The sequence below is a fragment of the Pseudomonas sp. P8_229 genome, from assembly GCF_034008635.1.
Taxonomy (GTDB): domain Bacteria; phylum Pseudomonadota; class Gammaproteobacteria; order Pseudomonadales; family Pseudomonadaceae; genus Aquipseudomonas.
Genome location: NZ_CP125378.1, coordinates 5,733,356 through 5,760,180, shown reverse-complemented (window position 1 = coordinate 5,760,180; position 26,825 = coordinate 5,733,356). Strand labels below are relative to the sequence as shown.

Sequence of the window (26,825 nt, the reverse complement as noted above, 5' to 3'; positions counted from 1 at the left end):
CGCACAAAGTCCTAGTATTTTTGTCGGGAAAGCTCAGCAATCGATTGATCAACAGGTTCGCCATCAATCCGCGCTTTAAGCCACTGATAGCAGCGTTTTTCCACCCATTCGTAGCTCATCCATGAGCCCACACCGATGGCCAGGGCGCAGACGATGAACATCAGATACGGGCTGATTCCATAATGTCGCGCGACAAAACCACCGGCCGACAGCACCAGCACGTGCATCAGGTACACCGAATACGAACAATCGCCCAGCAGCTTGAGCACCCGGCTGCGCTCGACATAACGCTCCAGCGCCATGCAGGCCATCACCAACACCGCACTCGGCACACCCCAGCTCAACAGCCTTGGCGCCGGCGTCAGGTGATAGATCGCCGTCAATGCGGCGCCAATTCCCAGCAGCGGCAGCCATAGGCCGGGGCCGATCCAGCCCCGGCGGTAGAGGATGCCGATGCCGATCCCCAGCAAGAACTCGTAAACGATGTCCGAACGATAGAACTCGCTGACCCAGCCAAACGCCTGGCACGTGGCAAACAGCAGCGCCGCGACCACCAGCAGGCGTACCTGCCAACGGAACACCAGCGCACAGGCGAACAGCACGTAGAACAGTATTTCGTAGTTGAGGGTCCAGCCGACGTTCAGCGTTGGGTAGATCCCGTAACCGCCAGGGTTCTGCGCCGGGATGAACAACAGCGACAGCAGCAGATGCCCGACGTCCAGTGTCTGATCCGGCAACAGCGGCCGGGCAACCCACACCAGCAGCGCCATCAGCAGCGTGTACAGCCAGTACGCCGGCACGATCCGCGACAGCCGATACAGCAGAAATTGTCCCGGCCGCAGGACCTTGTCCTCGGTGGACAAGAAGATCACCAGGCCGCTGATGACAAAAAAGATGTCGACCCCGACTGCGCCTTTGTCGATGAACAACTGGCCAATCGGGCCGCGCGCCTTGAAGTCGAAGAAAATCTGCATGAAGTGGTGACAGACCACCGTCCACGCGGCAAGCGCCCGCAGGGCCTGCACTGAAATCAACATTGAGTGCTCCTGCCCACGATTCCTGAGACACCGCTGAACCCTGTGGGAGCGGGCTTGCTCGCGAACGCGGTGTGTCAGGCGACATCCATTTCGAATGAGCTGACACCTTCGCGAGCAAGCCCGCTCCCACAGTTGAGATTTGCGGTGTTGCTAAAGGTTGGGACAGCAGGCCGGCCTCAAACGATCAAAGATTCTGGTAGCGGTTCATGTCCAGCACGCCCTCTTCCACCGGGTCGGTTTCGTGGATGTATTGGCTCAGGTCGTGGAAATAGAACCAGAATTGCGGATGACTGCGGCGAATTCCCCATCGTTCGACGATTTTCTCGAAACGGTTGGCGTCCTTGGCGTTTTCCATCGCATCGACAAACTCCGGTACTTGCTCGGCCGCAATGTTGAACATGAAGTTGGGGTAACTGCTGAGCACACCTGGATAAATGGTCAAGGTGTCCAGCCCCGGCTGATAGCGCAGCGATTCGCCCAACAGGAACGCCACGTTGCTGTGCGCGCGGTTGCGCAGCAGGCTGTAGACCTCGCGCTTGCCGCTGCGGGTTTCGATGCGCAGCATGGTGGCTTCCGGCAATTGATCGATCACTTTCAGACCGGCCGCCGGACGCGAGGTCAGGCGACTCAGCGCCTGCTCGGCGTTCTGCAGCGCCGGGTCGATATTCGGTCGCGAGCAGTAGGCGCCGTCACAACGGTTGATCGGATCCGGCCGCGCATTGAGGTCACCGTAACGCGCCAGCAACTGCATGGCGAAATCATATTTCGGGTCCTTCGAATCGAGTTTCAATGCGCTCGGCTTGTCGTCATCAATGGCCTCGTAATCGAGCCACATCTTGAACTGGCCGCTGCTCTGGTACCAATCGTCGAGATAATCCTCGCGGGAATCGGCCGGCATCAGGCGCAGGAAGTTCTGCTCGGCGCCGTTGCGGATCAGGTCGAAATACAGACGGGTCTGCGCCTGATGGGAGACGTTGCCGAACACATCGAAGTTGACCGCCAACTGGTAATAGGTGCGCTCCAGCAGCGGATAGTCGAACAGCCACATCGTCTGTGGCACTTCGCCGATCAGGCCTTTGGTCACCGAGGCGCTGTCGAAGTGGCGGAAGATGCTCAGCAGCGCGTTGTCGTTGCCGGCCCACAGGGTCGACCAGCTCGGCGGCGGTTGGTCGGCGTAGCTGTCGCGGCGCAGGGCTTCGTATTCATTACGCTTGTTACGGTAGTTGTGCCACAGACTCAGGACACTGCCGACGTCGTCGTTCTGCCCCGGCATCGCCAGCAGCGGCGTGGCCTGCCCGCGATAGTTGGGGTCGGTGATGTACAGGTCATGTTCCGGGGCCTGGAACAGTGCCCAGAAGTTGTCGCGGATCACGTCGGTCGCGATCTGCCCGCGGCACACCGGCCCGCGAATGAACGTGCGCACGAAGTATTCGGCGTTGTCGAGCATGAACTGGTAACGCGCCTGGGCCGGAATCGCCTCGAAGGTGGCGAACGGATTGGCCCGACTCTGCGGGCCGTAACCCGGCAGCGCATTGACCTGCCAGTTGCCGCTGTAGAACAGGCTCTTGACCCGCGCCATCTTCGCCGCGCTCAGCGGATAGGTGATGTGGGTCTTGTGCACGATCACCCCTTGCACCGGCCACAGGCGGTAATACACCTGAGTGCCCGGGTCATCGTTCGGGCGACGGGTGGCGATCAGGTCGATCGGCTGGCCCGTCGGCGTACGCGAACGCACCCACTGGAAGTAATGCCCCGGCTCGCCGTCCTTGAAGTAGATGTGCGCGAGAAACCAGTGCTCGAACAACCAGCGCCCGACCAGACTCTGCCGCGCTCCCGGGGTGTTGAGCAGGTTTTCCCACTGGACGATTTGCAGCGCCTCTTTGGCGCTCGGCGCCAGGCCTTGCTCGTCAATCGGCGCACCGGACGCCAGCCAGCGTTGCAACGTCTGGTATTGCTGATCGGTCAGGCCGGTCACCGCCAGCGGCATGCCTTCTTTCGGGTGGGCGCCGGCGTAGCCTTCAAACTCGGCGGGCATCGCGCACATGTTTTCCCGTTGCAGGCCGAGGGCGATCTCCTCCGGCAACCTGGCATTGGGGGTCAGCGGGGTTTTGTGTCCCAGCTCCAGCATCCGCGCCATCAGCGCGGCCTGACTGCCCTGGGCGTCGAGCACCGAATAGAAGCCCTTCTGCAGCCAGGCGCGTTTGCCGAAGGCGTCATAGAACAGTCGGGTGGTCGGTGCGGCCTGAGTGCGCTCACCGTCGTAGACCGGCATCTTGCTCGCGCCTCTGCCAGCACCTTCGCCGCTGCCCAGATTGAGCTGACAGGCGGAGTCGTAACACGCATGGCAGGCCACGCACTTCTCGGTGAAGATGGGTTGAATGTCACGGGCATATGAAATAGCGGGCGAAATCGAGAGCTCTTGCGCCACCGCGCCAAAGCTTAAGAACAGCAAGAAAATGCTGATGACGCGGTACGACATGCCCTTGATCCCGATCCTGAAAAAAACGCCGCGAGTCTACAGTATGACGCCCGCACCAACATGAACGATATTCATGCAAAAGCGCGACATGCTCCAAAACCGCACAGGTTTGTTATGATCCCGGCCCTTCGTAATGGTCTTTTCGAGTAGTCCAAATGTCCGATCGCAGCGTCCGCCTTCAAGCTCTCAAGCAAGCCCTCAAAGAGCGCATCCTGATTCTCGACGGCGGCATGGGCACGATGATCCAGAGCTACAAACTCGAGGAGCAGGATTATCGCGGCAAACGCTTCGCGGACTGGCCGAGTGACGTCAAGGGCAACAACGACCTGCTGGTGATCACCCGTCCGGACGTGATCGGCGGCATCGAGAAAGCTTACCTGGATGCCGGCGCCGACATCCTCGAAACCAACACTTTCAACGCCACGCGCATTTCCATGGCCGACTACGGCATGGAAGAACTGGCCTACGAGTTAAACGTAGAAGGCGCACGTCTGGCGCGCAAGGTGGCCGACGCCAAGACCGCCGAGAACCCGGACAAGCCGCGTTTCGTCGCCGGCGTGCTCGGCCCGACCAGCCGCACCTGTTCGCTGTCGCCGGACGTCAACAACCCCGGCTACCGCAACGTCACCTTCGATGAGCTGGTGGAGAACTACACCGAAGCCACCAAGGGCCTGATCGAGGGCGGCGCCGACCTGATCCTGATCGAAACCATTTTCGATACCCTCAACGCCAAAGCGGCGATCTTCGCCGTGCAAGGCGTGTTCGAAGAGCTCCACATCGAACTGCCGATCATGATTTCCGGGACCATCACCGACGCCTCCGGCCGGACCCTGTCGGGCCAGACCACCGAAGCGTTCTGGAACTCGGTGGCGCACGCCAAGCCAATCTCGGTCGGCCTCAACTGCGCGCTCGGCGCCAGCGAATTGCGTCCGTACCTGGAAGAGCTGTCGAACAAGGCCAGCACCCACGTTTCCGCGCACCCGAACGCCGGCCTGCCGAACGAATTCGGCGAGTACGACGAACTGCCGTCGGAAACCGCCAAGGTCATCGAAGAATTCGCCCAGAGCGGCTTCCTCAACATCGTCGGCGGTTGCTGCGGCACCACGCCGGGGCACATCGAAGCCATCGCCAAAGCTGTTGCCGGTTACGCACCGCGTGAAATCCCGGACATTCCCAAGGCTTGCCGCCTCTCGGGTCTGGAGCCGTTCACCATCGATCGCAGCTCGCTGTTCGTTAACGTTGGCGAGCGTACCAACATCACCGGTTCGGCCAAGTTCGCCCGCCTGATCCGCGAAGACAACTACACCGAAGCGCTGGAAGTCGCCCTGCAGCAGGTCGAAGCCGGCGCGCAGGTGATCGACATCAACATGGACGAAGGGATGCTCGATTCGAAGAAGGCCATGGTGACCTTCCTCAATCTGATCGCCGGCGAGCCGGACATCTCTCGCGTGCCGATCATGATCGACTCCTCGAAATGGGAAGTGATCGAAGCCGGCCTCAAGTGCATTCAGGGCAAGGGCATTGTCAACTCGATCAGCATGAAAGAAGGCGTCGAGCAGTTCATCCATCACGCCAAACTGTGCAAGCGCTACGGCGCCGCCGTGGTGGTGATGGCGTTTGACGAAGCCGGCCAGGCCGACACCGAAGCGCGCAAGAAAGAGATCTGCAAACGCTCCTACGACATTCTGGTCAACGAAGTCGGCTTCCCGCCGGAAGACATCATCTTCGACCCGAACATCTTCGCCGTCGCCACCGGCATCGAAGAACACAACAACTACGCTGTCGACTTCATCAACGCCTGCGCCTACATCCGCGACGAGCTGCCATACGCCCTGACCTCGGGCGGTGTGTCCAACGTGTCGTTCTCGTTCCGTGGCAACAACCCGGTGCGTGAGGCGATCCACTCGGTGTTCCTGCTGTACGCGATCCGTGCGGGCCTGACCATGGGTATCGTCAACGCCGGTCAGCTGGAAATCTACGACCAGATCCCGCAGGAACTGCGTGACGCCGTTGAAGACGTGATTCTCAACCGCACGCCGGAAGGCACCGACGCCCTCCTCGCCATCGCCGACAAGTACAAGGGCGACGGCAGCGTCAAGGAAGCCGAGACCGAAGAGTGGCGCAGCTGGGACGTCAACAAGCGTCTGGAGCATGCGCTGGTCAAGGGCATCACCACGCACATCGTCGAAGACACCGAAGAATCGCGCCTGTCGTTCGCACGTCCGATCGAAGTGATCGAAGGCCCGCTGATGTCCGGCATGAACATCGTCGGCGACCTGTTCGGCGCCGGCAAAATGTTCCTGCCGCAGGTGGTCAAATCCGCCCGCGTGATGAAACAGGCGGTGGCGCACCTGATCCCGTTCATCGAACTGGAAAAAGGCGACAAGCCCGAAGCCAAGGGCAAGATTCTCATGGCCACCGTTAAAGGCGACGTGCACGACATCGGCAAGAACATCGTCGGCGTGGTGCTGGGCTGTAACGGCTACGACATCGTCGACCTCGGCGTGATGGTCCCGGCAGAAAAAATCCTGCAAGTGGCCAAAGAGCAGAAATGCGACATCATCGGCCTGTCCGGCCTGATCACCCCGTCGCTGGACGAAATGGTCCACGTCGCCCGCGAAATGCAGCGTCAGGATTTCCACCTGCCGCTGATGATCGGTGGCGCGACCACCTCCAAAGCGCACACCGCGGTGAAGATCGAGCCGAAATACAGCAACGACGCCGTGGTCTACGTGACTGACGCTTCGCGTGCCGTGGGCGTAGCGACGCAGTTGCTGTCGAAAGAATTGAAGGCCGGCTTCGTCGAGAAGACCCGTCTGGAATACGTCGATGTACGCGAGCGCACCGCCAACCGCAGCGCGCGTACCGAACGTTTGAGTTACGCCGCAGCGATCGCCAAGAAGCCACAGTTTGACTGGGCGACATACCAGCCCGTCAAACCGACCTTCACCGGCGCGCGGGTGCTGGACAACATCGACCTCAACGTTCTGGCCGAGTACATCGACTGGACGCCGTTCTTCATCTCCTGGGATCTGGCCGGCAAATTCCCGCGCATCCTCGAAGACGAAGTGGTCGGTGAAGCCGCGACTTCACTGTACAAAGACGCGCAGGAAATGCTCGCCAAACTGATCGACGAGAAACTGATCAGCGCTCGCGCAGTGTTCGGTTTCTGGCCGGCCAACCAGGTGCATGACGACGACATCGAGCTGTACGGCGATGACGGCAAGCCATTGGCCAAACTGCATCACCTGCGCCAGCAGATCATCAAGACCGACGGCAAGCCGAACTTCTCCCTCGCCGACTTCGTTGCGCCGAAGGACAGCGAAGTGACCGACTATGTCGGTGGTTTCATCACCACCGCCGGCATCGGCGCCGAAGAAGTGGCCAAGGCTTATCAAGACGCTGGCGACGACTACAACTCGATCATGGTCAAGGCCCTCGCCGACCGTCTGGCCGAGGCTTGCGCCGAGTGGTTGCACCAGCAGGTGCGTAAAGAGCACTGGGGTTATGCCAAGGACGAAGTGCTGGACAACGAAGCGCTGATCAAAGAGCAGTACTCCGGTATCCGCCCTGCCCCGGGCTATCCGGCCTGCCCGGATCACACCGAGAAGGCCGCACTGTTCGCGCTGCTCGACCCTGAAGCTGCCGAAATGCGCGCTGGCCGCAGCGGCGTGTTCCTCACCGAACATTACGCAATGTTCCCGGCCGCAGCGGTCAGCGGCTGGTACTTTGCCCATCCGCAGGCGCAATACTTTGCCGTGGGCAAGGTCGACAAGGACCAGGTGCAGAGCTACACCTCGCGTAAAGGCCAGGAGTTGAGCGTGACCGAGCGTTGGCTGGCACCGAACCTCGGCTACGACAACTGATCCAACGGGTGGATCCCGGCGCCGGTTTGACCGGCGTCGGGAACTGCGCTTTCAGTTTCAGGCGTTGGACAGATGACTTGAAGAGCCCGGGACCGGCGTTTTTACAGCATTGATTGCATCGATTTCCTGCTGCGAAAGCTCGATCATCTTCACGTTGCGTTCGGCCGTACGATCGAACAACCGGGTCAAGTACTCTGGATCGTCGGCACTCAGTCCGTCATCTGCCCCGTCCTCGATCGATTGCAACGCATCCAGTTTCCTGAAGTCTTCGGGGTACTTCTCCTGAAGGTATTCCACCCAGTAATCGCGCTGAATCAAATCCTCCAGAAATTTGTCCGATCGTTCGGCGTTACTGACTTCCGTCCGCGCCTCGACCAGTTGTTGCGGGCTGACGCCCGACGCATACGTCATGTTTTTCGGCTGCCCCGGCAACTCCAGGCCGTCCTCCCAACCTGCGGTCAAACCGATTCGATAACCCAGGCGCATCTCGGCTTCATCGAAACCACTGCGGGCTGCCGCTTTTTTCGCCAATTCATCGACCTTGTCCAGGCGAAACAGTCGCCGCGACAGATTCAACAACACCCCACCTTTTGTGCCTGATCGACCTGACGGCAATTCAAGCAATGCGTTATGGGTGAACACCTTGGTTTCCAGACCACTGAAGGTCAGGATCCGTCCGTCAACGCAGGTGCCGTGGGTGGTCGAGCCGGCGAAGATGACTTCCCTGACCTCGGTGTCGGTCGCGGCGGCTTCCATGACGGTCCATACCCGTCGCGTCAGGTCAGCGTTGGCCACCCTGAATTCGCGCGTGTCCTGCAGTCGTTCCAGCAGATGGAAGAACGCCGCACTGTCCGGCTCGGCAGCCAGTTGTTCCCACAGCGCATCGCGAACCGCCAATTGTTCGGGCGCGAAATTGGCCAGCCATGGGGCTTTGTACTGCGCCTGCGACGGCTCGATCGGCACGATCTCGTCGGATTCAACGCTGTCAGTCGTTTCGGTCAGCCCGCCCGCGCCGTCGTCAACCATCTCTTCCAGATCAGCGCGTGAAAAACCCAGTACCCGGTGACGTTCACCCGCGGCCTGATAAGCCCTGAGTCGCTCAAGACTTTCCTCGGACAAATTGTAGTTGTCGGTCAAGTCCGTACCATTCATCAACGCCTCGTGGGTACCGTCCAGTGCGTCCTCCGGCAGTGTGCTGATGTCGTTGCGGCTCAGATTGAGCATGCGCAGATGCTCCGCCTGCAACGCACCTTCGGGCCAGATGAACAGATTGTTGTTGCGCAAATCGAGCGCTTCCAGTCGCCCGAAATAATTGACATCGAACGACTCCAGGTTGTTGTAACTCACATCCAGCCAGGTCAGATGTTCCAGACCGGAAAGGGCCTCATACAAGTGCTCGGAATCGTAGAAACGGTTACTGGAAAGCTCCAGCCGCTCCAGCGCAGACATGTTGCGCACCGATTGAGGTACAGCCTCCAGCTCATTGCCGCCAAGCTCCAGAGTCCGTAACTGAGTAAAGGCTGCGAGAAAACCGCTGGCGCCCTCGGCACTCAGCCTCGTCCCTGTCAGGTTGAGCGTGCGGACATGCGCAAAGTCGTCTGGTAGCGCCGGGATATCTCCCAATTGCAACCCGTGCAGATCCAGCACGGCTTGCGTCACACCTTGCAGGTTGGGCAACCTTGCCCGCCAACAGGTGAGGATTCGCCAGGCCGCCAGACTGCGGGTCTGCGAGGAGATGACCCAGTCTGTTCCACGGGTCTCGCGGGTGTAAAGCCAGCCATTCAGTTGGCGCACCAGCGTATCAAAAGTCTGGTTCCAGGCGCCGATTCGAGCACCCGTTTCAGCGTTGGTCGCTCCGCTGGCGCGCATCTGCTCAATCAACTGCGATGCTTGTTCGGCACTGAAGGCCGGCTGCATGCGCTGAAGACTGTTGATCATCAACGTCTCACCTTCGCCTGCCGCCGCGTGGGGATATGGCAGCAATTGCCTGGCAATCGAGAGTCCACTCTCCGCTGGAGGAAACGTCAGCGGGACCGGCTCATTGGCAAATGCTTGCAGCGCCCCCTCGGGCAGCCCGAAGTCAAACTCGATCCGCTGTTGCACAGCACGCAGCGCTGCCGTCGCGGCTGGCGTCAAAGGGTTACCGGTCAGATTGCTGTTGAGCACGGCATGGCTGTCCAGAAACGCTTGAGGCAGCGTGGTGATCTTGCTGTTGCGCAAGTCCACCCAGGTCAGCTGAGCGAGCGCTTCAGCACCCGCAGGCCAGGTTTGCAGATCCGTGCCTTGCAAGTTCAGCGCTTTCAAGCGCGTCATGCCAGCGACGGTCAGTCCGGTCAGAGGGTTGTTGTGCAAATCGAGATATTCAAGGGCCGGCATTGATTCCAGGCCTTGCTGCAACCGGGGCGTGTCCGTCAACAGATTATTGGAGAGATCCAACCGTGACAGCCTCGCAAGGCTACCCCGTTCAATCGGCAACTCATGCAGGGCGTTGTCGCTCAGGTCGAGCGTCTGCACCTCCCGAAAGGCCGCCAGGAAGCCGCGCAGTTGCAAGGCATCTACTCGCTGGCCCAACAGAAGCAAGGTACGTACATGTGAGAATGCATCGGCAGGCAATTGCGGAAGCTCGCTGAGCATCAACCCCGACAAGTCCAGCGTCGAGGCGGATACCGTTGAACCATAGCGTTTGAAAAGTCCCTTGCGCCAACTGGTTCTGATGGCATGCGTCGCGTTGGATCGCCCGATTATCTCCCTGATTGACTCTTGCGAGGCCATGCCCGTTTGCAACCAGTCAACAAGCTGCCTGTCGAGGGTTGCAAACTGCTCGCTCACGGTTTCGATGGCTGCGTATCGTTGCTGCTCGTCAGGCCACTGCTCAAAGAAGCGGTCGAAGATGCTCTGCGGCGACGCGCTCAAGCCTTCGCCCAGACGCTTCAATTCGCCTTTGCAGTAATCCCGGACCATCGCTTCGCGGTCAATAAGATGCTCGGGATGTGTCTTGACGTACTCATAGGCGACCTTGAAGTTTTCGCGGGAGAACTTCGACCAGTCAAGTGACAACCCCGACCACAACTTTTCGTGCCCCTCGAGCAGCCCTGCGGGCAAGGTGCTGATCCCGGTGTCCTTGAGGTTCAGGCGTTCGAGATCAGGCAGTTCAAGTACCCCGGCCGGCCATTCGAGCAAGGAATAGGCGACGATCTCCAGCTTGCGCAGTTTGTGCAACGGGCTGACGTCGAAGGCAATCGGCTGGTAACCCGACGAACAGACTGTCAGTTCCTCAATTCGGGCCAGCCTGCCCAACCGTGCCGGCATGTCAGCGGCAAACGGGACCGCGCTGTAAAGCGTCAGACTGGTCAGCCGCTCCATGCCCTGCAAGGCTTGCGGGACATTGCTGAACGTCTCGCTTGTCGCATTGATGGTCAGTTTCTCCAGATGCGGGAAAACGCCCAGCAGCACGTCGGCATTGGTATCGGTGATGCAGCGACCGCGTACATTCAGCTCACGTACGTGAGAAAAGTCTGCTGTCAGAAGCGGTAGTGCCTCATCACATACTAAGTCCAACTGGCCGAAACGTGGATGGACGTGCGCCAGCGGTGAAGTTCGCCAGCTCTGCTTGATGTTGTGCACGACGCTGGACTTGCCACCAATCATCGATTGCAGCGTGGGTTCCGGTGTCGGTTGGCCCTCCCATTCGGCCAGTGTCGCCTCAAGCGCTTGCCATTCGCGGGTACGCCTTTGCAGTAGCTCATAGATTTGTGCGTCGCTCTTGCCCGACGCCAGTTGCTGAAGAATGAACCCGCCCGCCTGCTGATCGGTGAGGGTTGGATAGACATTCTGCACCCGTGGCACCAGCAGCGGATTAACGCCCTGCCCGCGTCCACTGGCGTAATAACCGAGGCCATGCCCCGGCACGCGCAGTGCCGGTTTGAAGGGTTTGCTGACGCCATGGCGCTTGCCGGCCAACCGGGCCAGTTCAGAGCGATGTTGATGGGCATGGTCAATCACCAGTCGACGCAGAGAAGCACTCTGACTGACGTCGGCAAGCCCCAAGGCCTGGCGGGACTTGTCAGGCAAGGCATGCATGACCGAGGCGAAAAAGTTATCGCCCTGGCGAGGAATGCCGTTGAGTTCCTCTGCACGTTCGTTGAAGGCCTGATAGGAAGGCCCCCGTTTGACCAGATATTTGAGCGGGTGGGTGCTTTCATCGCCGAGACTATCGATCAACGGCCCATGGGTGCTGTTCTCGCGCACTTCCAGACGTACATCGGGCGACCAGCCAGGGAGTCTTTCCAGCACCCGAAAAGCCAGCCACCGGCTCTCGGCCGACGCCAGGTTTTCCATGTGCAGCCCGGCGACGGCATGATCGAAGCGCCTGCGCTGCGCGTAATCTCGCGACGCTTCCAGCAGCCTCAGAGGCACGCGCCTGCCACTGTCCAGACGCGCCAGCTCCTCGGCGTCTGCCTGCAGCAACACTCTGATGGCTGCCGGGCTGCCCAACCCGGGCGTCGCCCGTTGCAGTCTGGCAACCCGTGGTTCGTGCGAATGCGGCTCAGCATAGAGTTGCTCGAACATCGCCGGCTGACGGGTCTTCAGGAAATCCGCCAACTGCTTCCTGAATTCAACTGGTCGGGCTTCATTGACACGGGCCGCTTCAGCCCCCAGCAACCGGATAATCTCCGGCTCATCCAGCGTATCCAGAATACGCCCGGGCATCTGTTCACTCAGGACATCGGCGCGAGTGATCCGGATCGGTGCCTTGATACTGTCACCCGGCAATAACGCCTCAGTGCCATGCTTGACGCTAGCTCCGGACCAATCCGGGCCGTCGAAGATCTCAAGTACGCGCCCGGCTGGCCAGCGTGGCATTTGCGGCAGCAACGGCAATGCCCGCAGGAACTGGGCGTCAAGGCTGGTGCCTTGCTCGATCTGGTCGATGATCCGGATCACGCCCTGATCAGCCTCGAACAGGCGCAAGGTATCGGCCAACGCCAGAGGTACAGGCAAATGATCCATGTGCATTTGGCGCAGAGCGTCATCACTGACGCCACTGACATCCGCGATATTGAGCAATTGCTCGTCGGAAAAGGCTTCGGTGCAATGGCCCATGCGTCGCAACAAAGTCAATCGATCCCAGCTCAGCGGCCGCTCCAGCGTATGCCGCCAGGCCCCCAGACGATTGTGTTCGAGGATAGGTTGAAAGGCTGAAGCATCGTTCGGATGGAGAATGCGCCATTGGTTCAACTGTTCGTCGAAGTGCGTCTGGTAGACCCTGCCCTGCTGGCGAATGTACGTCTTGCCATTCAATCGATGCAGGCCTTGCGCATCCGGGACAGACGCTGGATTCAATCCTGCAGGGCTTTCATAGGACGCAATGTCAGGTGTCCATAACCGCCACTGGCCGTCGGGGCGCTCAATCAGTTCAGCGCTCTCGATCACCGCGACGGGCTTGGCCGCGCTCAGTCTGCCAAGGCCTTTTCCGACACCGGCCATGACCCCGATCAACGCGAGGTTTTCCGCCACATCGACCAGGTGCCCCTTGGCGGCCTGACGATCACCTTCAGTCCATTCGACAGCGCCCTCGAGCGACTCGTACAGCAACTGACCGGCCATCACCGTCATCATGATCTCGCCCAGCACCGGTACGAACATCGACACCATGTTCAGCGCGAACATGCCGAATTCCAGCAAATGATTGAGCCTTTTTGCGCGGACATTCGCGTCAACGTCTGCCGTCGGTACGGCGTGAGCACGCGCATCGGCGATGAACTTGTCGCTGTGCTGTTCATAGAGGTACTGCCACAGATCGGTATTGGCCGCCCAGATACCCGCCACGCCTTTGCGGACAATGCCGAACGGATTGAGATAGGGATCTTCCTCCGGTTCACGTTTGCCCGGACGCTCGGGCGGCAGCTCCTTGATCTGTGTAAGAGCAGAGAACGGTGGAATCATCTGGATGACTTTCACCCAGATCGAACGCAACGGATCTACCGGTGCGTCCGCCGAAGATCGGGTGAATTGACTGAAGTAATAAGGACGGTCGGCATAGGCCACGAACTGACTGAAAAAGCGCTGATAGGCCGTCGCCGCCTCATTCGAAGGCACAGCGTCAGGCGCCGTGAATTTGCGTTTGAATACTTCGCGCATCTGCGCTGAGGTGTAGCGTTTGAGCGGATGTTCCGGATCATGGGGGATGTAGACGATGAACTCGTTGGTGTAGCGATTGCGTTCGCTGATGCTGAACACCACACAACCGGTCATCCGGTGTTTCATCAGGCTCAGGTCGCGAAACCACACAGGTTTCTCGCCAACACGCGGATGAATCTCACCGTCGACGACCGACAGAATCATTCTATAGTCGTCCGGTTCGATGTCCTGCTTCAGCAGGGCCTGCTCGGCAGCTGCGCGCAGTGCGGTTTTCTGGCTGCTGATGAATTGCTCGCGCAATGCGCTGGCCGTCTGAAAGAACGCTTTCACGCGCGTCTGGTATCGGGCACCAATATCCAGCGTACGACACAGCGACAGAAACTGACTGACGGTGATCTCGGCCGTCACAGCCTGGAATGTACCGGGGTTCGACGTCTCTACGACAAACCCGGATTCGCGATGAAAGGCCCCCTCTTCGCATTCCGCCGCTTCGAAATTATGCAGGGCTGCCTGCAGCAGTGAGAGTTTCAATACTTCAAAACTGGACACCTCGATTTCCAGTGCACTGACTTCCAGAGCGTGCCTGAGACACAACAGGGTTTTGTTGACGTCGAGCTCGACATTGAATTGATCTTTAAGCGCTTTTATCAGTTGCGCCTCGGCAAATGCCTCGATGCTCTCAAGCGCCGCCATCGTCTTGTCCAGCCGTGACTGGGCAAGAAAGCTTTCAGTGACGCGCGCCTGCACGTCGCGTAATTGCTCAGCAGACAACTGCTGATACCACTGCGGCAACTGCGTGCCGGCACGTTTGATATGGGCACGACGTTCGGCGCTGGCATCGATCAGCCAGCCGGGCACCACGTGCTCAAGGCGCTTGCCGTGAATACTCGCGCTGGCCACAACCTTCGTTTCAACAGGCAACGGGCTGCGAGAATTCTTCGCCACTGCCGGCTGCGTCGGGGGATGAATGGACATTCTGTCGCTCCTGAAAAATGGAACGACAGAACACCATTTCCGCCTCGGCTGACTGCGGTACATAGTTATCGCTTCGGTCGCGAGTTGTTACCGACTGCGTCTGCAGTGACGCGGTGGCAACGGCACAATCCGACAGGTTGGCTATGCTCTCAGGGGAACCTAAACAGACGGGGGATTTATGGACGATCCAGTCGACAACAAACCGCCAACCTTCTGGCAGATGCTGCACAGCGTCATGGCTGCGGCATTCGGGGTGCAGAGCGGGAAAAACCGGGCCAGGGACTTCACCCATGGCAAGCCCAGCCATTTCCTGATCCTGGGCATTCTGTTCACTGCGGTGTTCGCCCTGACACTGTTTGCCATCGTCAAACTGGTGCTGCATTTCGCCGGGGTTTGACGTCGCTCAGTGCATCAGCGTTTGCAGGCCGAACGGGTAACGGTACGAGGCCGGCTTGCCCTTGGCTGAAAGCTGGCGGAAGTTCACGCCATAGTTGGGCGATTTGCCCATCGCCAGCAGTTGTCGGGCCTGGGATTTGTCGATCAATTGCAGCAACGGAATCTGCCGGTCACGCCCCCCGTATCGATCCAGATCGACACCCGACTCATGATCGTGCAACTCGACCAGTGCCCACCCCCCCAAGGTGAAGTGCCCACCCACCAGCGCGCTCAGACGCCCATCGATAACGGCTTGCAGCGCAGCGGGCGAAGTGTTGACCGCACTGAAAAAAACATCGCTGCCAGGCCGCTTCCCTGCTTCGGAAAAAGCCCTCATCGCACCGAAGGCCATTTCATCATTGGCCGACCACACCAGCGATACGTCGGGATAACGCTTGACCAATTGCCTGGCCTGCTCATAAGCGCGCTGTTGAGTCCAACCGCTGTAGACCAGTTGCCGCAACCGGACCTGCGGATGCTCGGCCAAGGCACGCTGCATACCCCGCTCGCGCAGTTGTGCCGACGGTGTGATTTTCAATCCGGAAAAGGCCAGCGCTTCAATCTGTTCGCCATTTTCAACCGGCGGATGCACCTGAATCAGTGCCTTCATCATCAGATATCCACCCTCTTCGTCGTTGGGAATCAGACTGCCAATGCGGTCGGGACGGTCTCCCACCAGGGCTTCCTGATCAGGCGTCAGCACCGCGTTGACCATGAACAGCTTCACGCCGCTGTCCTGGGCCATGCGCAGAATCTGTGGCGCGACGTATTGTTCATTGACGAACATCAGATAGTCGGGGCGATTGGCGCCCTGCAATGCGAGGCGCGCTTGAGCCAGAGTGAGTTCCGGCTGACGCTGGGAATAGAGGATCTGCAAATCGATGCCCAGATCGCGGGCGGCGGCCTGCATGAATTGCGAATAGCTGACCCAGAAGGCTTCTTCGGTCGAGCCCGGATTCAGAAAAAGCACCGATTCCGCCCGCGCGCAGGTTCCCAGAACCATGCCGAAAAGCAGCAGAGCGAGGTGGAAAATCTTCAACATGAACATCCGGGCCCAAGGAAAAATGGCCGCGCATTATAGCCCTCGAACCAGCGGCTATTGACGCCTGATCCCGTTATTTGTCCGACAATCTGTCGGCAGCGGACCCGGATGAGTCGTTTACTGATGACTGACCCAGAATACCGCTGTCCCTACAACGAGAATGATCAGGAACAAAATGGCCCACGCATCGACACTGCTATCGCTTTTTCTTGCCTTGGTCGGGTTGCTCATTGCATCGCCTCTTGTCGGTTTTATCGGTGATTGCAGAAAGACTCGACCACAGTTAAGACGATGATTGTCCGCACGACAAATGTGGGTTAGTTGACAGCCATTCTCGTTAGGCGATTTGGTTCTTTACATATACTCAAACATCACTTTTGCGCATAACTGCAAACGGGTATATTGCCCCGGCTCCGTTAGGGAGTGCGCGGCCGTGCGCGCAGAATTGCAGAGGCACCTTCGGACTCCAGCAAGCGAAAACGCAGCGTTTTCCGAGTAGCCCAAAGCCTGAGAACAGGACTTATATGTACGTATACGACGAGTACGATCAGCGGATCATCGAGGACCGCGTCAAGCAGTTCCGTGATCAGACCCGACGCTATCTGGCAGGTGAGCTGAGCGAAGAAGAATTCCGCCCCCTGCGCCTGCAAAATGGCCTGTACATCCAGCGTTTCGCGCCGATGTTGCGCGTGGCGGTGCCTTACGGCCAATTGACTTCGCGTCAGACGCGCATGATGGCCAAGATTGCCCGTGACTACGACAAGGGCTACGCCCACATCAGTACCCGGCAGAACGTGCAGTTCAACTGGCCGGCGGTGGAAGACATCCCGGACATCCTCGCTGAACTAGCTACCGTGCAGATGCACGCGATCCAGACCAGCGGCAACTGCCTGCGCAACGTCACCACCGACCAGTTCGCCGGTGTCGCGGCCGACGAATTGATCGACCCGCGCCCATGGTGCGAAATCGTCCGTCAGTGGACCACGTTCCACCCGGAATTCGCCTACCTGCCGCGTAAATTCAAGATCGCTGTCAACGGTTCGACCGCTGACCGTGCAGCCATTGAAGTCCACGACATCGGCCTGGAGCCGGTACACAACGAAGCGGGTGAACTCGGTTTCCGCGTGCTGGTCGGCGGTGGCCTGGGCCGTACCCCGGTGGTCGGCGCGTTCATCAACGAGTTCCTGCCGTGGCAGGACCTGCTGAGCTACCTCGACGCCATCCTGCGGGTCTACAACCGCTATGGCCGTCGCGACAACAAGTACAAGGCGCGGATCAAGATCCTCGTCAAGGCACTGACGCCGGAAGTGTTTGCGCAGAAAGTCGACGCGGAAATGGAACACCTGCGCGGTGGCCAGACCACGCTGACCGAAGCCGAGCTGCACCGCGTCGCCAAGCACTTCGTCGACCCGGACTACAAGGCGCTGGACAACCAGACTGCCGCTCTGGCCGAGCTCGACCAAGAACATCCGGGCTTCGCCCGCTGGCGCAGCCGCAACACCCTGGCGCACAAGAAGCCGGGGTATGTGGCCGTGACCTTGTCGCTGAAGCCGACCGGCGTTGCCCCGGGCGACATCACCGACAAACAGCTCGATGCCGTCGCCGATCTGGCCGAGCGCTACAGCTTCGGCCAACTGCGCACCTCGCACGAGCAGAACATCATTCTGGCCGACGTCGAGCAAAGCCAGCTGTTCACCCTGTGGGGCGAACTGCGTGAAGGTGGTTTCGCCACGCCGAACATCGGCCTGCTGACCGACATCATCTGCTGCCCTGGCGGTGATTTCTGCTCGCTGGCCAACGCCAAGTCGATCCCGATCGCCGAGTCGATCCAACGCCGTTTCGACGACCTGGACTACCTGTTCGACATCGGTGAGCTGGACCTGAACATCTCCGGTTGCATGAACGCCTGCGGTCACCACCATGTCGGCCATATCGGCATCCTCGGCGTGGACAAGAAAGGTGAAGAGTTCTACCAGGTCTCCCTCGGCGGCAGCGCCAGCCGTGATGCGAGCCTGGGCAAGATCCTCGGCCCGTCCTTCGCTCAGGAAGCCATGCCTGACGTGATCTCGAAGCTGATCGACGTGTACGTTGAACAACGTACCGAAGACGAGCGCTTCATCGACACTTATCAGCGTATTGGCATCGACCTCTTCAAGGAACGCGTCTATGCAGCGAATCATTAAGAACAACGAGGTCGTCGACGAAACCTGGCACTTGCTGCCCAAGGATTTCAACATCGACGAGATCAGCAACTGCGACGACTTGATCGTTCCGCTGCAACTGTGGCGCGAACACAGCCGCATGCTCAAGGCCCGCGACGGCGGCCTGGGTGTCTGGCTGGACGCCGATGAAGAAGCCGAAGAGATCGGTGAAGACGTCGCCGAGTTTCAGGTGATTGCCTTGAACTTCCCGGCGTTCACCGACGGCCGCAACTACTCCAACGCCCGCTTGCTGCGCGACCGTTATGGTTTCAAAGGTGAGTTGCGAGCAATTGGCGACGTGCTGCGCGATCAGTTGTTCTACATGCACCGTTGTGGCTTTGATGCCTTTGCCGTGCGCCCGGATAAAGACCCGTACGAAGCCCTTGAAGGTCTCAAGGACTTCTCGGTGACCTATCAGGCTGCCACCGACGAACCGCTGCCGCTGTTCCGTCGCCGCTAAGCTTTCGGGTTTACTGCACAAACAAAAACGCCGGTCATTGACCGGCGTTTTTTGTGGCTGACTGTTTTACCAGAAGCGCTGTTGCGTCAGGCGACTCCACCAGCTCAGCAGTACACGATCGACCGATCCGCTGGCCGCCATGCCGATGCGCTCCTGCAGGCTTTTGCGTTCGGCGTAATGCAGGTGGTAGACCTCAGCCTTTTTCGCCCGGTCTGCCAGATATTCATCGCTGGTCTTGAGTTCATCGACCAGTTGCTTGTCCAGCGCTGCAACGCCGAGCCAGACCTCACCGGTAGCCACGTCGTCAATCGCCAGTTGCGGGCGATAGCGGGCCACGAAGTTTTTGAACAACTGATGGGTGATGTCGAGGTCTTCCTGGAACTTCTCCCGACCCTTCTCGGTGTTTTCGCCAAACACCGTCAAGGTACGTTTGTACTCACCGGCGGTGAGGACTTCAAAGTCGATATCGTGCTTTTTCAGCAAACGGTTGACGTTGGGCAACTGCGCGACCACGCCGATCGAACCGAGAATCGCGAACGGCGCGCTGATGATCTTCTCGCCGATGCACGCCATCATGTAGCCGCCGCTGGCCGCGACCTTGTCGATGCACACGGTCAATGGCACCCCGGCCTCGCGGATACGCGCCAGTTGCGACGATGCCAGGCCGTAGCTGTGCACCATGCCGCCGCCGCTTTCCAGACGCAGCACCACTTCGTCCTTCGGTGTGGCGAGGGTCAGCAGCGCGGTGATTTCGTGGCGCAGGCTCTCGGTGGCCGATGCCTTGATGTCACCGTCGAAATCGAGCACGAACACCCGGGATTTGGCCTCGGGTTTGCTCTTCTGCTTCTTCTCGGTCTTTTCCGATTTGGCCTGCCCCTTGCGCAAGGCCTTGAGCTGATCCTTGTCGAGCAGGGTCTGCTCGAGGCGCTCACGCAGGCCCTTGTAGAAATCATTGAGCTTGCTGACCTGCAACTGCCCTGCCGACTTGCGCCGGCCCTTGCTGCGCAATGCAGCAAAACTGGCCAGCACCACCAGAATGGCGACCACCAGGGTTACGGTCTTGGCCAGGAAACTGGCGTATTCGGTGAAAAACTCCACAGAGACTCCTTAAAACAATGCGCGGATGCAAAAACACGCGCGGGATGGCTCCAGCATACCCATGCGCCGCCTCGTCGACCAGCCGTGAAACCTCTGGCAACAGGCCTGTAACAAGCATTTCAAACAAGCGTATGTTTTTTCATTGACAGTACTCCGTCATCCTCATAACCTCGCCAAACCTTCAACGTACCGGGATGACGCGGACGTGGGCAGTATCTATCTGATTCGACATGGCCAGGCCTCCTTTGGTGCAGACGACTACGACGTCCTGTCACCCATCGGTGTGCGCCAGGCAGAAATCCTCGGCCAGCACCTCGTCGAACTGGGAGTCCGTTTCGATCGCTGCCTGGCGGGCGACCTGCGCCGCCAGCAACACACGGCCACCAGTGCGCTGGAGCAATTCACCGCCAAAGGCCTGTCGGTACCGACGCTGGAAACCGACGCCGCGTTCAACGAGTTCGATGCCGACGCGGTGATCCGCGCCCTGATCCCCGCCATGCTGGTGGACGAACCGGAAGCCATCGACATCCTGCGCAACGCGGCGCAGAACCGTACCGAATTCCAGCGCATCTTCGCCTTGGTCATCGAGCGCTGGCTCGCCGGCACCCACGACACCCCGGGCCTGGAAAGCTGGCTGGGTTTCGTCGAGCGGGTGCAAGGCGGGCTGCAGCGCATCCTCGAACAGGCCGACGGCAACCAGAAAATCGCCGTGTTCACCTCCGGCGGCACCATCACCGCCCTGCTCCACCTGATTACCCAAATGCCTGCCAGACAGGCATTCGAACTGAATTGGCAAATCGTCAACACCTCGCTCAACCAGCTGAAGTTCCGCGGTCGCGAGGTGGCTTTGGCTTCCTTCAACAGTCATGCACATCTGCAGCTGCTGAAGGCTCCGGAACTCATCACTTTTCGCTGAGTCCGGATAACTGTGACCCTTGCTGTAATCACCCAGCTCCCATTACCCAAGAAAGGATCGAACCATGACCTCCGTAGCTGATGCCGTAAAAGCGATGCAAGCCAAGTTCAACCCAGCCGCTGCTGCCGGTCTGGACCTGGTCTTCGGTTTCAACATCACCGACGAAGACAAGCAGTACTCGCTGATCGTCAAAGACGGCACTTGCGACATCAAGGAAGGCGAAAACCCAGATGCCAACTGCACCCTGGTGCTGGACAGCGAAACCCTGAAAGGTATCGTCAGCGGTGAAACCGACGGCATGCAGGCGTTCATGGGCGGCAAGCTGCGCGTTGAAGGCGACATGATGCTGTCGATGAAACTGTCCGAACTGTTCCCGTCGTAAGACGTCGTTCGGTTTGCAGAAAATCCCGCCCTGGTGGCGGGATTTTTGCGTTCAGGCATCAAGGATTTCGCTGAAGCACCGACTGCCTTCGCGAGCAAGCCCGCTCCCACAATGGAGCCGGCGGCAACCCGCCAATCCCGAAACAGCCAATCCCCCCGGTGGAAGCGGGCTTGCTCGCGAAAGCGTCAGCTCTGGCAGCAGGTCATCAACCGGCAAATGACGCGGCCAGCAGCTCCTGCGTATAGGGGTGCTTTGCCGCGCTGAAAAGATTGCCGGTCTCCCCCCGCTCCACCACCTGTCCTTCCTTCATCACGATCAGATCATGAGCCAGCGCCCGCACCACCGCCAGGTCATGGCTGATGAACAGGTAGGTCAGACCATGCTCTTGCTGCAAACGCCGCAGCAGCGCCACGATCTGCTTTTGCACCGTGCGATCCAGTGCCGAGGTTGGCTCATCCAGCAGGATCAAGTCGGGCTTGAGCACCAGTGCCCGGGCAATGGCGATGCGTTGCCGCTGCCCCCCTGAAAATTCGTGCGGATAGCGATGCCGCGTTGCCGGATCGAGACCCACTTCACGCAGTACCTCGATCACCGCCTGCGCACGCTGCGCGGCATTCAAATCGCTGTGCACCTGCAATCCCTCGGCAATGATCTGTTCGACGCACAGACGCGGACTGAGACTGCCGAACGGGTCCTGAAACACCACTTGCAGGCGTTTGCGCAGCGGCCTCAGTTGCTTGCCGCTCAACGCCTCCAGCGCCTCACCGGCAAAACGAATGCTGCCCTCGGCGTCGATCAGCCGCAAAATCGCCTGACCCAATGTCGACTTGCCCGAACCTGACTCGCCGACAATGCCCAAGGTCTTGCCGCGTTGCAGGTTCAGATCGATGCCCTTGACCGCCTGCAGGTAAGTCTTCGGCCGCCACCCACCGCCGCCGAGACGGAAGCGCACATTCAGATCGCGCACTTGCAACAAATCCTCGGTGGCGTCGAGACATAAGGCATGCCCGCCAGGTTCGGCATTCAGCAACTCGATGCTGTAAGGATGCTGCGGCGCACGGAACAGTTGTTCGCAGGATGCCTGCTCGACGATCACACCGCCGCGCATCACCGCCACCCGCTGGGCAATCGTGCGCACCAGATTCAGGTCATGACTGATGATCAGCAACGCCATGCCGAGCCGCTGCTGCAGCTCCTTGAGCAACAGCAGAATCCTGCGCTGCACGGTCACGTCGAGCGCGGTGGTTGGCTCGTCGGCGATCAGCAACTGCGGCTCACAGGCCAGCGCCATGGCAATCATTACCCGCTGTCGCTGGCCGCCGGAGAGCTGATGCGGATAGGCCTTGAGCCGTTCCCGGGGGTTCTGGATGCCAACCAGTTCCAGCAATTCAAGAGTGCGCTCACGGGCTTGCGCGCCCGCCAGACCTTTGTGCAGCGCCAGGCTCTCGCCGAGTTGCCGTTCAACCGTGTGCAGTGGATTCAGCGAACTCATCGGCTCCTGAAAAATCATCGCAATGCGATTGCCGCGCAGCTGCCGCAGATAACGCTCATGCACGCCGAGCAGCTCTTCGCCGCGGTAGCGAATGCTGCCGTCGATCCGCGTGATGTTCGGGTCGAGCAGTTGCAGGATGCTGTGGGCGGTCACCGATTTGCCCGAGCCGGACTCGCCGACCAGCGCCAGGCACTCGCCCGGGCGGATGTCGAGGTCGAGGCCGTGCACCACTGGCTGGCCGTTGAATGCTACACGCAGGTCGCGTATTTCGATCAGGTTATCGCTCATATCAACTCCTCGGCTCAAGAGCGCGGATCAAAAGCATCTCGGCAGGCTTCACCGATAAACACCAACAGAGAAAGAATCAGCGCCAACGTAAAAAACGCAGTCAGCCCCAACCACGGCGCTTGCAGATTGCTTTTACCCTGGCCGATCAGTTCGCCCAGCGAAGCGCTGCCGGCAGGCATGCCGAAACCGAGGAAATCCAGCGCCGACAGCGTGGCAATCGCCCCGGTGAGAATGAACGGCAGATACGTCAGGGTCGCGCTCATCGCATTGGGCAGGATGTGCCGGCTGATCACCTGCGCATCGCCAACCCCCAGCGCCCGCGCCGCTTTGACGTATTCAAGGCCACGGCTGCGCAGGAACTCGGCGCGCACCACGTCGACCAGGCTCAGCCAGGAAAACAGCGCCATGATCCCTAGCAGCCACCAGAAATTCGGCTCGACGAACCCGGACAGGATGATCAACAGGTACAACACCGGTAGCCCCGACCACACCTCCAGCAGCCGCTGCCCGAGCAGATCGACCCAACCGCCGTAATAACCCTGCAAGGCACCCGCGGCGATGCCGATCAGCGCGCTCGCGGTGGTCAATGCCAGAGCGAACAGCAATGACACCCGCGTCCCGAAGATCACTCGCGCCAGTACATCCCGCGCCTGATCGTCAGTGCCCAGCCAGTTCTCGCCGCTTGGTGGACTCGGTGCCGGCTCCGTCAGGTCGTAATTGACCGTATCAAAACCGAACGCAATCGGTGCAAACCACAGACGCCCGCCCTGCCCCTCGATAAGCTGCCGCACCTGCGCACTGCGATAGTCAGGCTGAAACGGCAGCTCACCGCCAAAATCCTGCTCGGTGTAGCGCTTGAACGCCGGGAAATACCATTGGTCCTGATACTCGACCAGCAGCGGCTTGTCATTGGCGATCAATTCACCGCCCAGGCTCAGGCCGAACAGCAGCAGAAACAGCCACAACGACCACCAGCCACGCCGATGCGCCTTGAAGCGCGCCCAGCGGCGCTGTCCGATGGGAGATAAGGTCAGCATCAGGCAGTCCTCGCGGTGAAGTCGATGCGCGGATCGACCAGCGTGTAACACAGGTCGCCGAGCAGTTTTATCAGCAGGCCGAACAGGGTGAAGATGAACAGCGAACCGAACACCACCGGATAATCGCGCGACACCGCCGCTTCGTAGCTCAGGCGGCCGAGGCCATCCAGCGAGAAGATCACTTCGATCAGCAGCGAACCGCCGAAAAACACCGTCACCAGCGCCTGAGGAAGACCGGCAACCACCAGCAGCATCGCGTTGCGGAACACATGGCCGTACAACACCTGACGTTCACTCAGGCCCTTGGCCCGTGCCGTCACCACGTACAGCCGCGAGATCTCGTTGAGAAAGCTGTTTTTGGTGAGGATCGTCAGCGTGGCGAATCCGCCGATGACCAGCGCGGTGACCGGCAACACCAGATGCCAGAAGTAGTCCGCGACCTTGGCCCACAGCGACAACTCGGCGAAGTTGTCCGAGACCAGTCCGCGCACCGGAAACCAGTCCAGCGCACTGCCGCCGGCAAACACGATGATCAGCAGCAGCGCAAACAGAAACCCCGGCATCGCATAGCCGATGATGATCGCCACGCTGCTCCAGACATCGAACGCCGAGCCGTTGTGCACCGCTTTGCGAATGCCCAGCGGAATCGACACCAGATAAGTGATCAATGTCGCCCACAAGCCCAGCGACAAGGTCACCGGCAGCTTCTGCCAGATCAGTTCGGTGACACTGGCACCCCGGAAAAAACTCTGGCCGAAGTCCAGCCGCGCGTAGCTTTTGAGCATCAGCCACAGGCGTTCACCGGCGGGTTTGTCGAAGCCGTACTGGCGCTCGATGTCAGCCACCAGTTTCGGATCGAGGCCACGGGTGGCGCGGGATTCGCCACCCATGGTTTCCACATGACCACCGCCCACCGCCGCGCCGACGCCGATGCCCTGCAAGCGCGCAATCGCCTGTTCCACCGGGCCACCCGGCGCGGCCTGCACGATGACGAAATTGACCAACAGAATGGCGAGCAAGGTCGGCACGATCAGCAGCAGACGCCGCAGACTATAACCCCACATGGGCGTACTCCTTTTGCTGTTGCTGCAGCTGCGTGGAGGTCAGCGCGGTCGGGCTGATTTCCCACCAAGTGTCGAGCCCGGCGTCGTACAGCGGCGCCGTCGCCGGGCGGCCGAAACGGTTCCACCATACCGTGGAAATCCCCGGCGGGTAGTAGTTGGGAATCCAGTAATAACCCCACTGCAACACCCGATCCAAAGCGTGGGCATGACGCAACAGGCTGTCGCGGTTGTCGGCCTGCACCAGCCCTTCAAGCAACGCATCGACAGCCGGATCGCGCAGCACCATGTAGTTGTTGGAGCCGGGATCGTCCGCCCCGTCGGCGCCGAAGTAATTGAACATCTCGCGCCCTGGCGCCTGGCTCACCGGATAGCCGACCACGATCATGTCGTAGTCACGATTGCGCACGCGGTTGGTGTATTGCGCGGTGTCGACCTGGCGGATATCGAAACCGATGCCGATCTGTGCCAGGTTGCGCTTGAACGGCAACAGCAAGCGCTCGAAGCCCTTCTGGCCGTTAAGGAAGGTGAACTGCAGCGGCTCGCCACTGGCGTTCACCAATTGATCGCCATGAGGTTTCCAGCCGGCGGCCTCCAGCAATTTCAACGCTTGCAACTGCTCGGCGCGGATGTTGCCGCTGCCGTCGGTTTTCGGTGCTTCGAACACCCGGGTGAAGACCTCGTCAGGAATCTTGCCGCGCCACGGTTCGAGGATTTCCAGTTCCTCGGCATCCGGCAACTCAGTGGCCGCCAACGCACTGTGCGAGAAGTAACTGCGCTGGCGCAGGTACATGCTGCGCATCATCTGCCGATTGCTCCACTCGAAGTCCCAGAGCATGGCGATGGCCTGACGCACCCGGCGATCCTGAAACAGCGGTTTCTGCAGATTGAACACGAAACCTTGCGAACCTTGCGCGGCGCCGGGCGCGAGATGTTCACGAAGCAATTTGCCCTGCTCCAGCGCCGCCCCCGCATAGCCGATGGTGTAGCTGGTCGCGGAAAACTCGCGGTTGTAGTCGAAGCCGCCAGCCTTGAGCACTTGCCTGGAAACATCGGTGTCGGCAAAGAACTCCACGCTCAAGTGATCGAAGTTGTACAGCCCGCGAGTGATCGGCAGGTCCTTGGCCCACCAGTCGGCGACGCGCTGAAACTTCACACTGCGTCCGGCGTCCACCGCGCTGATACGGTACGGGCCACTGCCCGGCGGGATCTCGAAACCGGCGCCCTCGGCGAAGTTGCGCGTGCGCCACCAGTGTTCGGGCAGCACTGGAAGCGTCGCCAGATCCAGCGGCAAGGTGCGGCTGTCGTTGTTCTTGAAGTTGAAGCGCACTTGCGTCGGCGACTCCACCACGACTTCGGCGACATCGCGAAACTGTTGGCGGTATTTGAGACTGCCCTGGGTGGTGAACAGCTCGAAGGTGTAGCGCACGTCTTCGGCGGTGATCGGCGTGCCATCGTCAAACCTGGCCTTGGGATTGAGGTAGAAACGCAGCCAGCGGCGATCTGCATCCAGCTCCATCTGCTGAGCCACCAGGCCGTAGACACTGTAGGGCTCGTCCTTGCTGCGATAAGCCAGCGGCGCGTAGAGCCAGCCGTCGACATCGGCCACGCCGGTACCTTTGTCGATGTAGGGAATCAGGTGATCGAACGGGCCGCTTTCCAGCGAGGAGCGGCGCAGGGTGCCACCCTTCGGGGCGTTGGGGTTGGCGTAGGCCAGGTGCTGGAAGTCCGGGGCGTATTTGGGGGCCTCGCCGTAGACCGTCAGCGCTGGTTGCGGGGCGGCCCAACTGAATGAGGTTAAAAGCGCAACGGCACTGAATAAAATGAGTCTGGAGAACATGGGCAGATCCCTTTACGCGGTGCTGCGACTGGCCTCTTCGCGAGCAGGCTCGCTCCCACATGGAGGGCGGGTTCA

General features: G+C 60.0%; 15 protein-coding genes. 6 read left to right on the top strand and 9 right to left on the bottom strand.

Annotated features, from left to right (window positions below):
• Positions 1-11: 11 nt before the first annotated feature.
• Entirely contained in the window at positions 12-1,037 is a 1,026-nt protein-coding gene (locus QMK55_RS25935; protein ID WP_102355345.1) for an acyltransferase family protein, read from the bottom strand.
• Between the two features lie 184 nt (positions 1,038-1,221).
• Positions 1,222-3,516 (bottom strand): fatty acid cis/trans isomerase, encoded by a 2,295-nt coding sequence (locus QMK55_RS25930; protein WP_320328085.1) that lies wholly within the window; start codon positions 3,514-3,516, stop codon positions 1,222-1,224.
• A 155-nt stretch (positions 3,517-3,671) separates the two neighbouring features.
• Here QMK55_RS25930 and metH point away from each other — a divergent pair, with 155 nt between their 5' ends.
• The gene (metH, locus tag QMK55_RS25925) at positions 3,672-7,382 is read left to right on the top strand and encodes a methionine synthase (RefSeq protein ID WP_102355343.1); all 3,711 of its coding nucleotides are present in this window, start codon (positions 3,672-3,674) and stop codon (positions 7,380-7,382) included.
• A gap of 57 nt (positions 7,383-7,439) precedes the next feature.
• Here metH and QMK55_RS25920 read toward each other — a convergent pair whose 3' ends face one another.
• Complete coding sequence (locus QMK55_RS25920; RefSeq protein WP_320328084.1) at positions 7,440-14,498, bottom strand: NEL-type E3 ubiquitin ligase domain-containing protein; 7,059 nt, start codon at positions 14,496-14,498, stop codon at positions 7,440-7,442.
• A gap of 178 nt (positions 14,499-14,676) precedes the next feature.
• On the opposite strand from QMK55_RS25920, the gene QMK55_RS25915 reads away from it, so the two are divergent.
• Positions 14,677-14,895: a DUF2970 domain-containing protein gene (locus QMK55_RS25915; RefSeq protein WP_102355341.1), complete on the top strand. Its 219-nt coding sequence runs from the start codon at positions 14,677-14,679 to the stop codon at positions 14,893-14,895.
• Positions 14,896-14,901: 6 nt separating this feature from the next.
• Here QMK55_RS25915 and QMK55_RS25910 read toward each other — a convergent pair whose 3' ends face one another.
• The gene (locus QMK55_RS25910) at positions 14,902-15,975 is read right to left on the bottom strand and encodes an ABC transporter substrate-binding protein (RefSeq protein WP_320328083.1); all 1,074 of its coding nucleotides are present in this window, start codon (positions 15,973-15,975) and stop codon (positions 14,902-14,904) included.
• 524 nt (positions 15,976-16,499) lie between these two features.
• Between QMK55_RS25910 and QMK55_RS25905 the strand changes: the two genes are divergently transcribed.
• A complete protein-coding gene (locus QMK55_RS25905) occupies positions 16,500-18,158 on the top strand; it encodes a nitrite/sulfite reductase (RefSeq protein ID WP_102355340.1) in 1,659 nt (552 codons plus the stop codon).
• Complete coding sequence (locus QMK55_RS25900) at positions 18,142-18,636, top strand: DUF934 domain-containing protein (RefSeq protein WP_008080464.1); 495 nt, start codon at positions 18,142-18,144, stop codon at positions 18,634-18,636. Before QMK55_RS25905 ends, QMK55_RS25900 begins: the two co-directional genes overlap by 17 nt.
• Positions 18,637-18,702: 66 nt before the next feature.
• On the opposite strand, the gene sohB is transcribed toward QMK55_RS25900, so the two are convergent.
• A complete protein-coding gene (gene sohB / locus QMK55_RS25895; RefSeq protein ID WP_102355339.1) occupies positions 18,703-19,734 on the bottom strand; it encodes a protease SohB in 1,032 nt (343 codons plus the stop codon).
• Between the two features lie 205 nt (positions 19,735-19,939).
• Here sohB and QMK55_RS25890 point away from each other — a divergent pair, with 205 nt between their 5' ends.
• Positions 19,940-20,650 carry a histidine phosphatase family protein gene (locus QMK55_RS25890; RefSeq protein WP_102355337.1) on the top strand — a complete coding sequence of 237 codons (711 nt, stop codon included), beginning with the start codon at positions 19,940-19,942 and terminating at the stop codon, positions 20,648-20,650.
• 64 nt (positions 20,651-20,714) lie between these two features.
• Complete coding sequence (locus QMK55_RS25885; RefSeq protein WP_102355336.1) at positions 20,715-21,032, top strand: SCP2 sterol-binding domain-containing protein; 318 nt, start codon at positions 20,715-20,717, stop codon at positions 21,030-21,032.
• A gap of 205 nt (positions 21,033-21,237) precedes the next feature.
• Here the strand turns inward: QMK55_RS25885 and QMK55_RS25880 are convergent, their stop codons facing one another.
• From QMK55_RS25880 to QMK55_RS25865, 4 genes are read right to left on the bottom strand one after another with little or no spacing between them, the layout of a single operon-like run.
• On the bottom strand, positions 21,238-22,812 hold the full coding sequence (locus QMK55_RS25880) for an ABC transporter ATP-binding protein (RefSeq protein WP_320328082.1): 1,575 nt from the start codon (positions 22,810-22,812) through the stop codon (positions 21,238-21,240).
• A gap of 14 nt (positions 22,813-22,826) precedes the next feature.
• Positions 22,827-23,849, bottom strand: a complete 1,023-nt coding sequence (locus QMK55_RS25875) for an ABC transporter permease (protein WP_102355334.1) — start codon at positions 23,847-23,849, stop codon at positions 22,827-22,829.
• Complete coding sequence (locus tag QMK55_RS25870; RefSeq protein WP_320328081.1) at positions 23,849-24,913, bottom strand: microcin C ABC transporter permease YejB; 1,065 nt, start codon at positions 24,911-24,913, stop codon at positions 23,849-23,851. Before QMK55_RS25870 ends, QMK55_RS25875 begins: the two co-directional genes overlap by 1 nt.
• A complete protein-coding gene (locus tag QMK55_RS25865) occupies positions 24,900-26,750 on the bottom strand; it encodes an extracellular solute-binding protein (RefSeq protein WP_320328080.1) in 1,851 nt (616 codons plus the stop codon). Before QMK55_RS25865 ends, QMK55_RS25870 begins: the two co-directional genes overlap by 14 nt.
• Positions 26,751-26,825 lie beyond the last annotated feature (75 nt).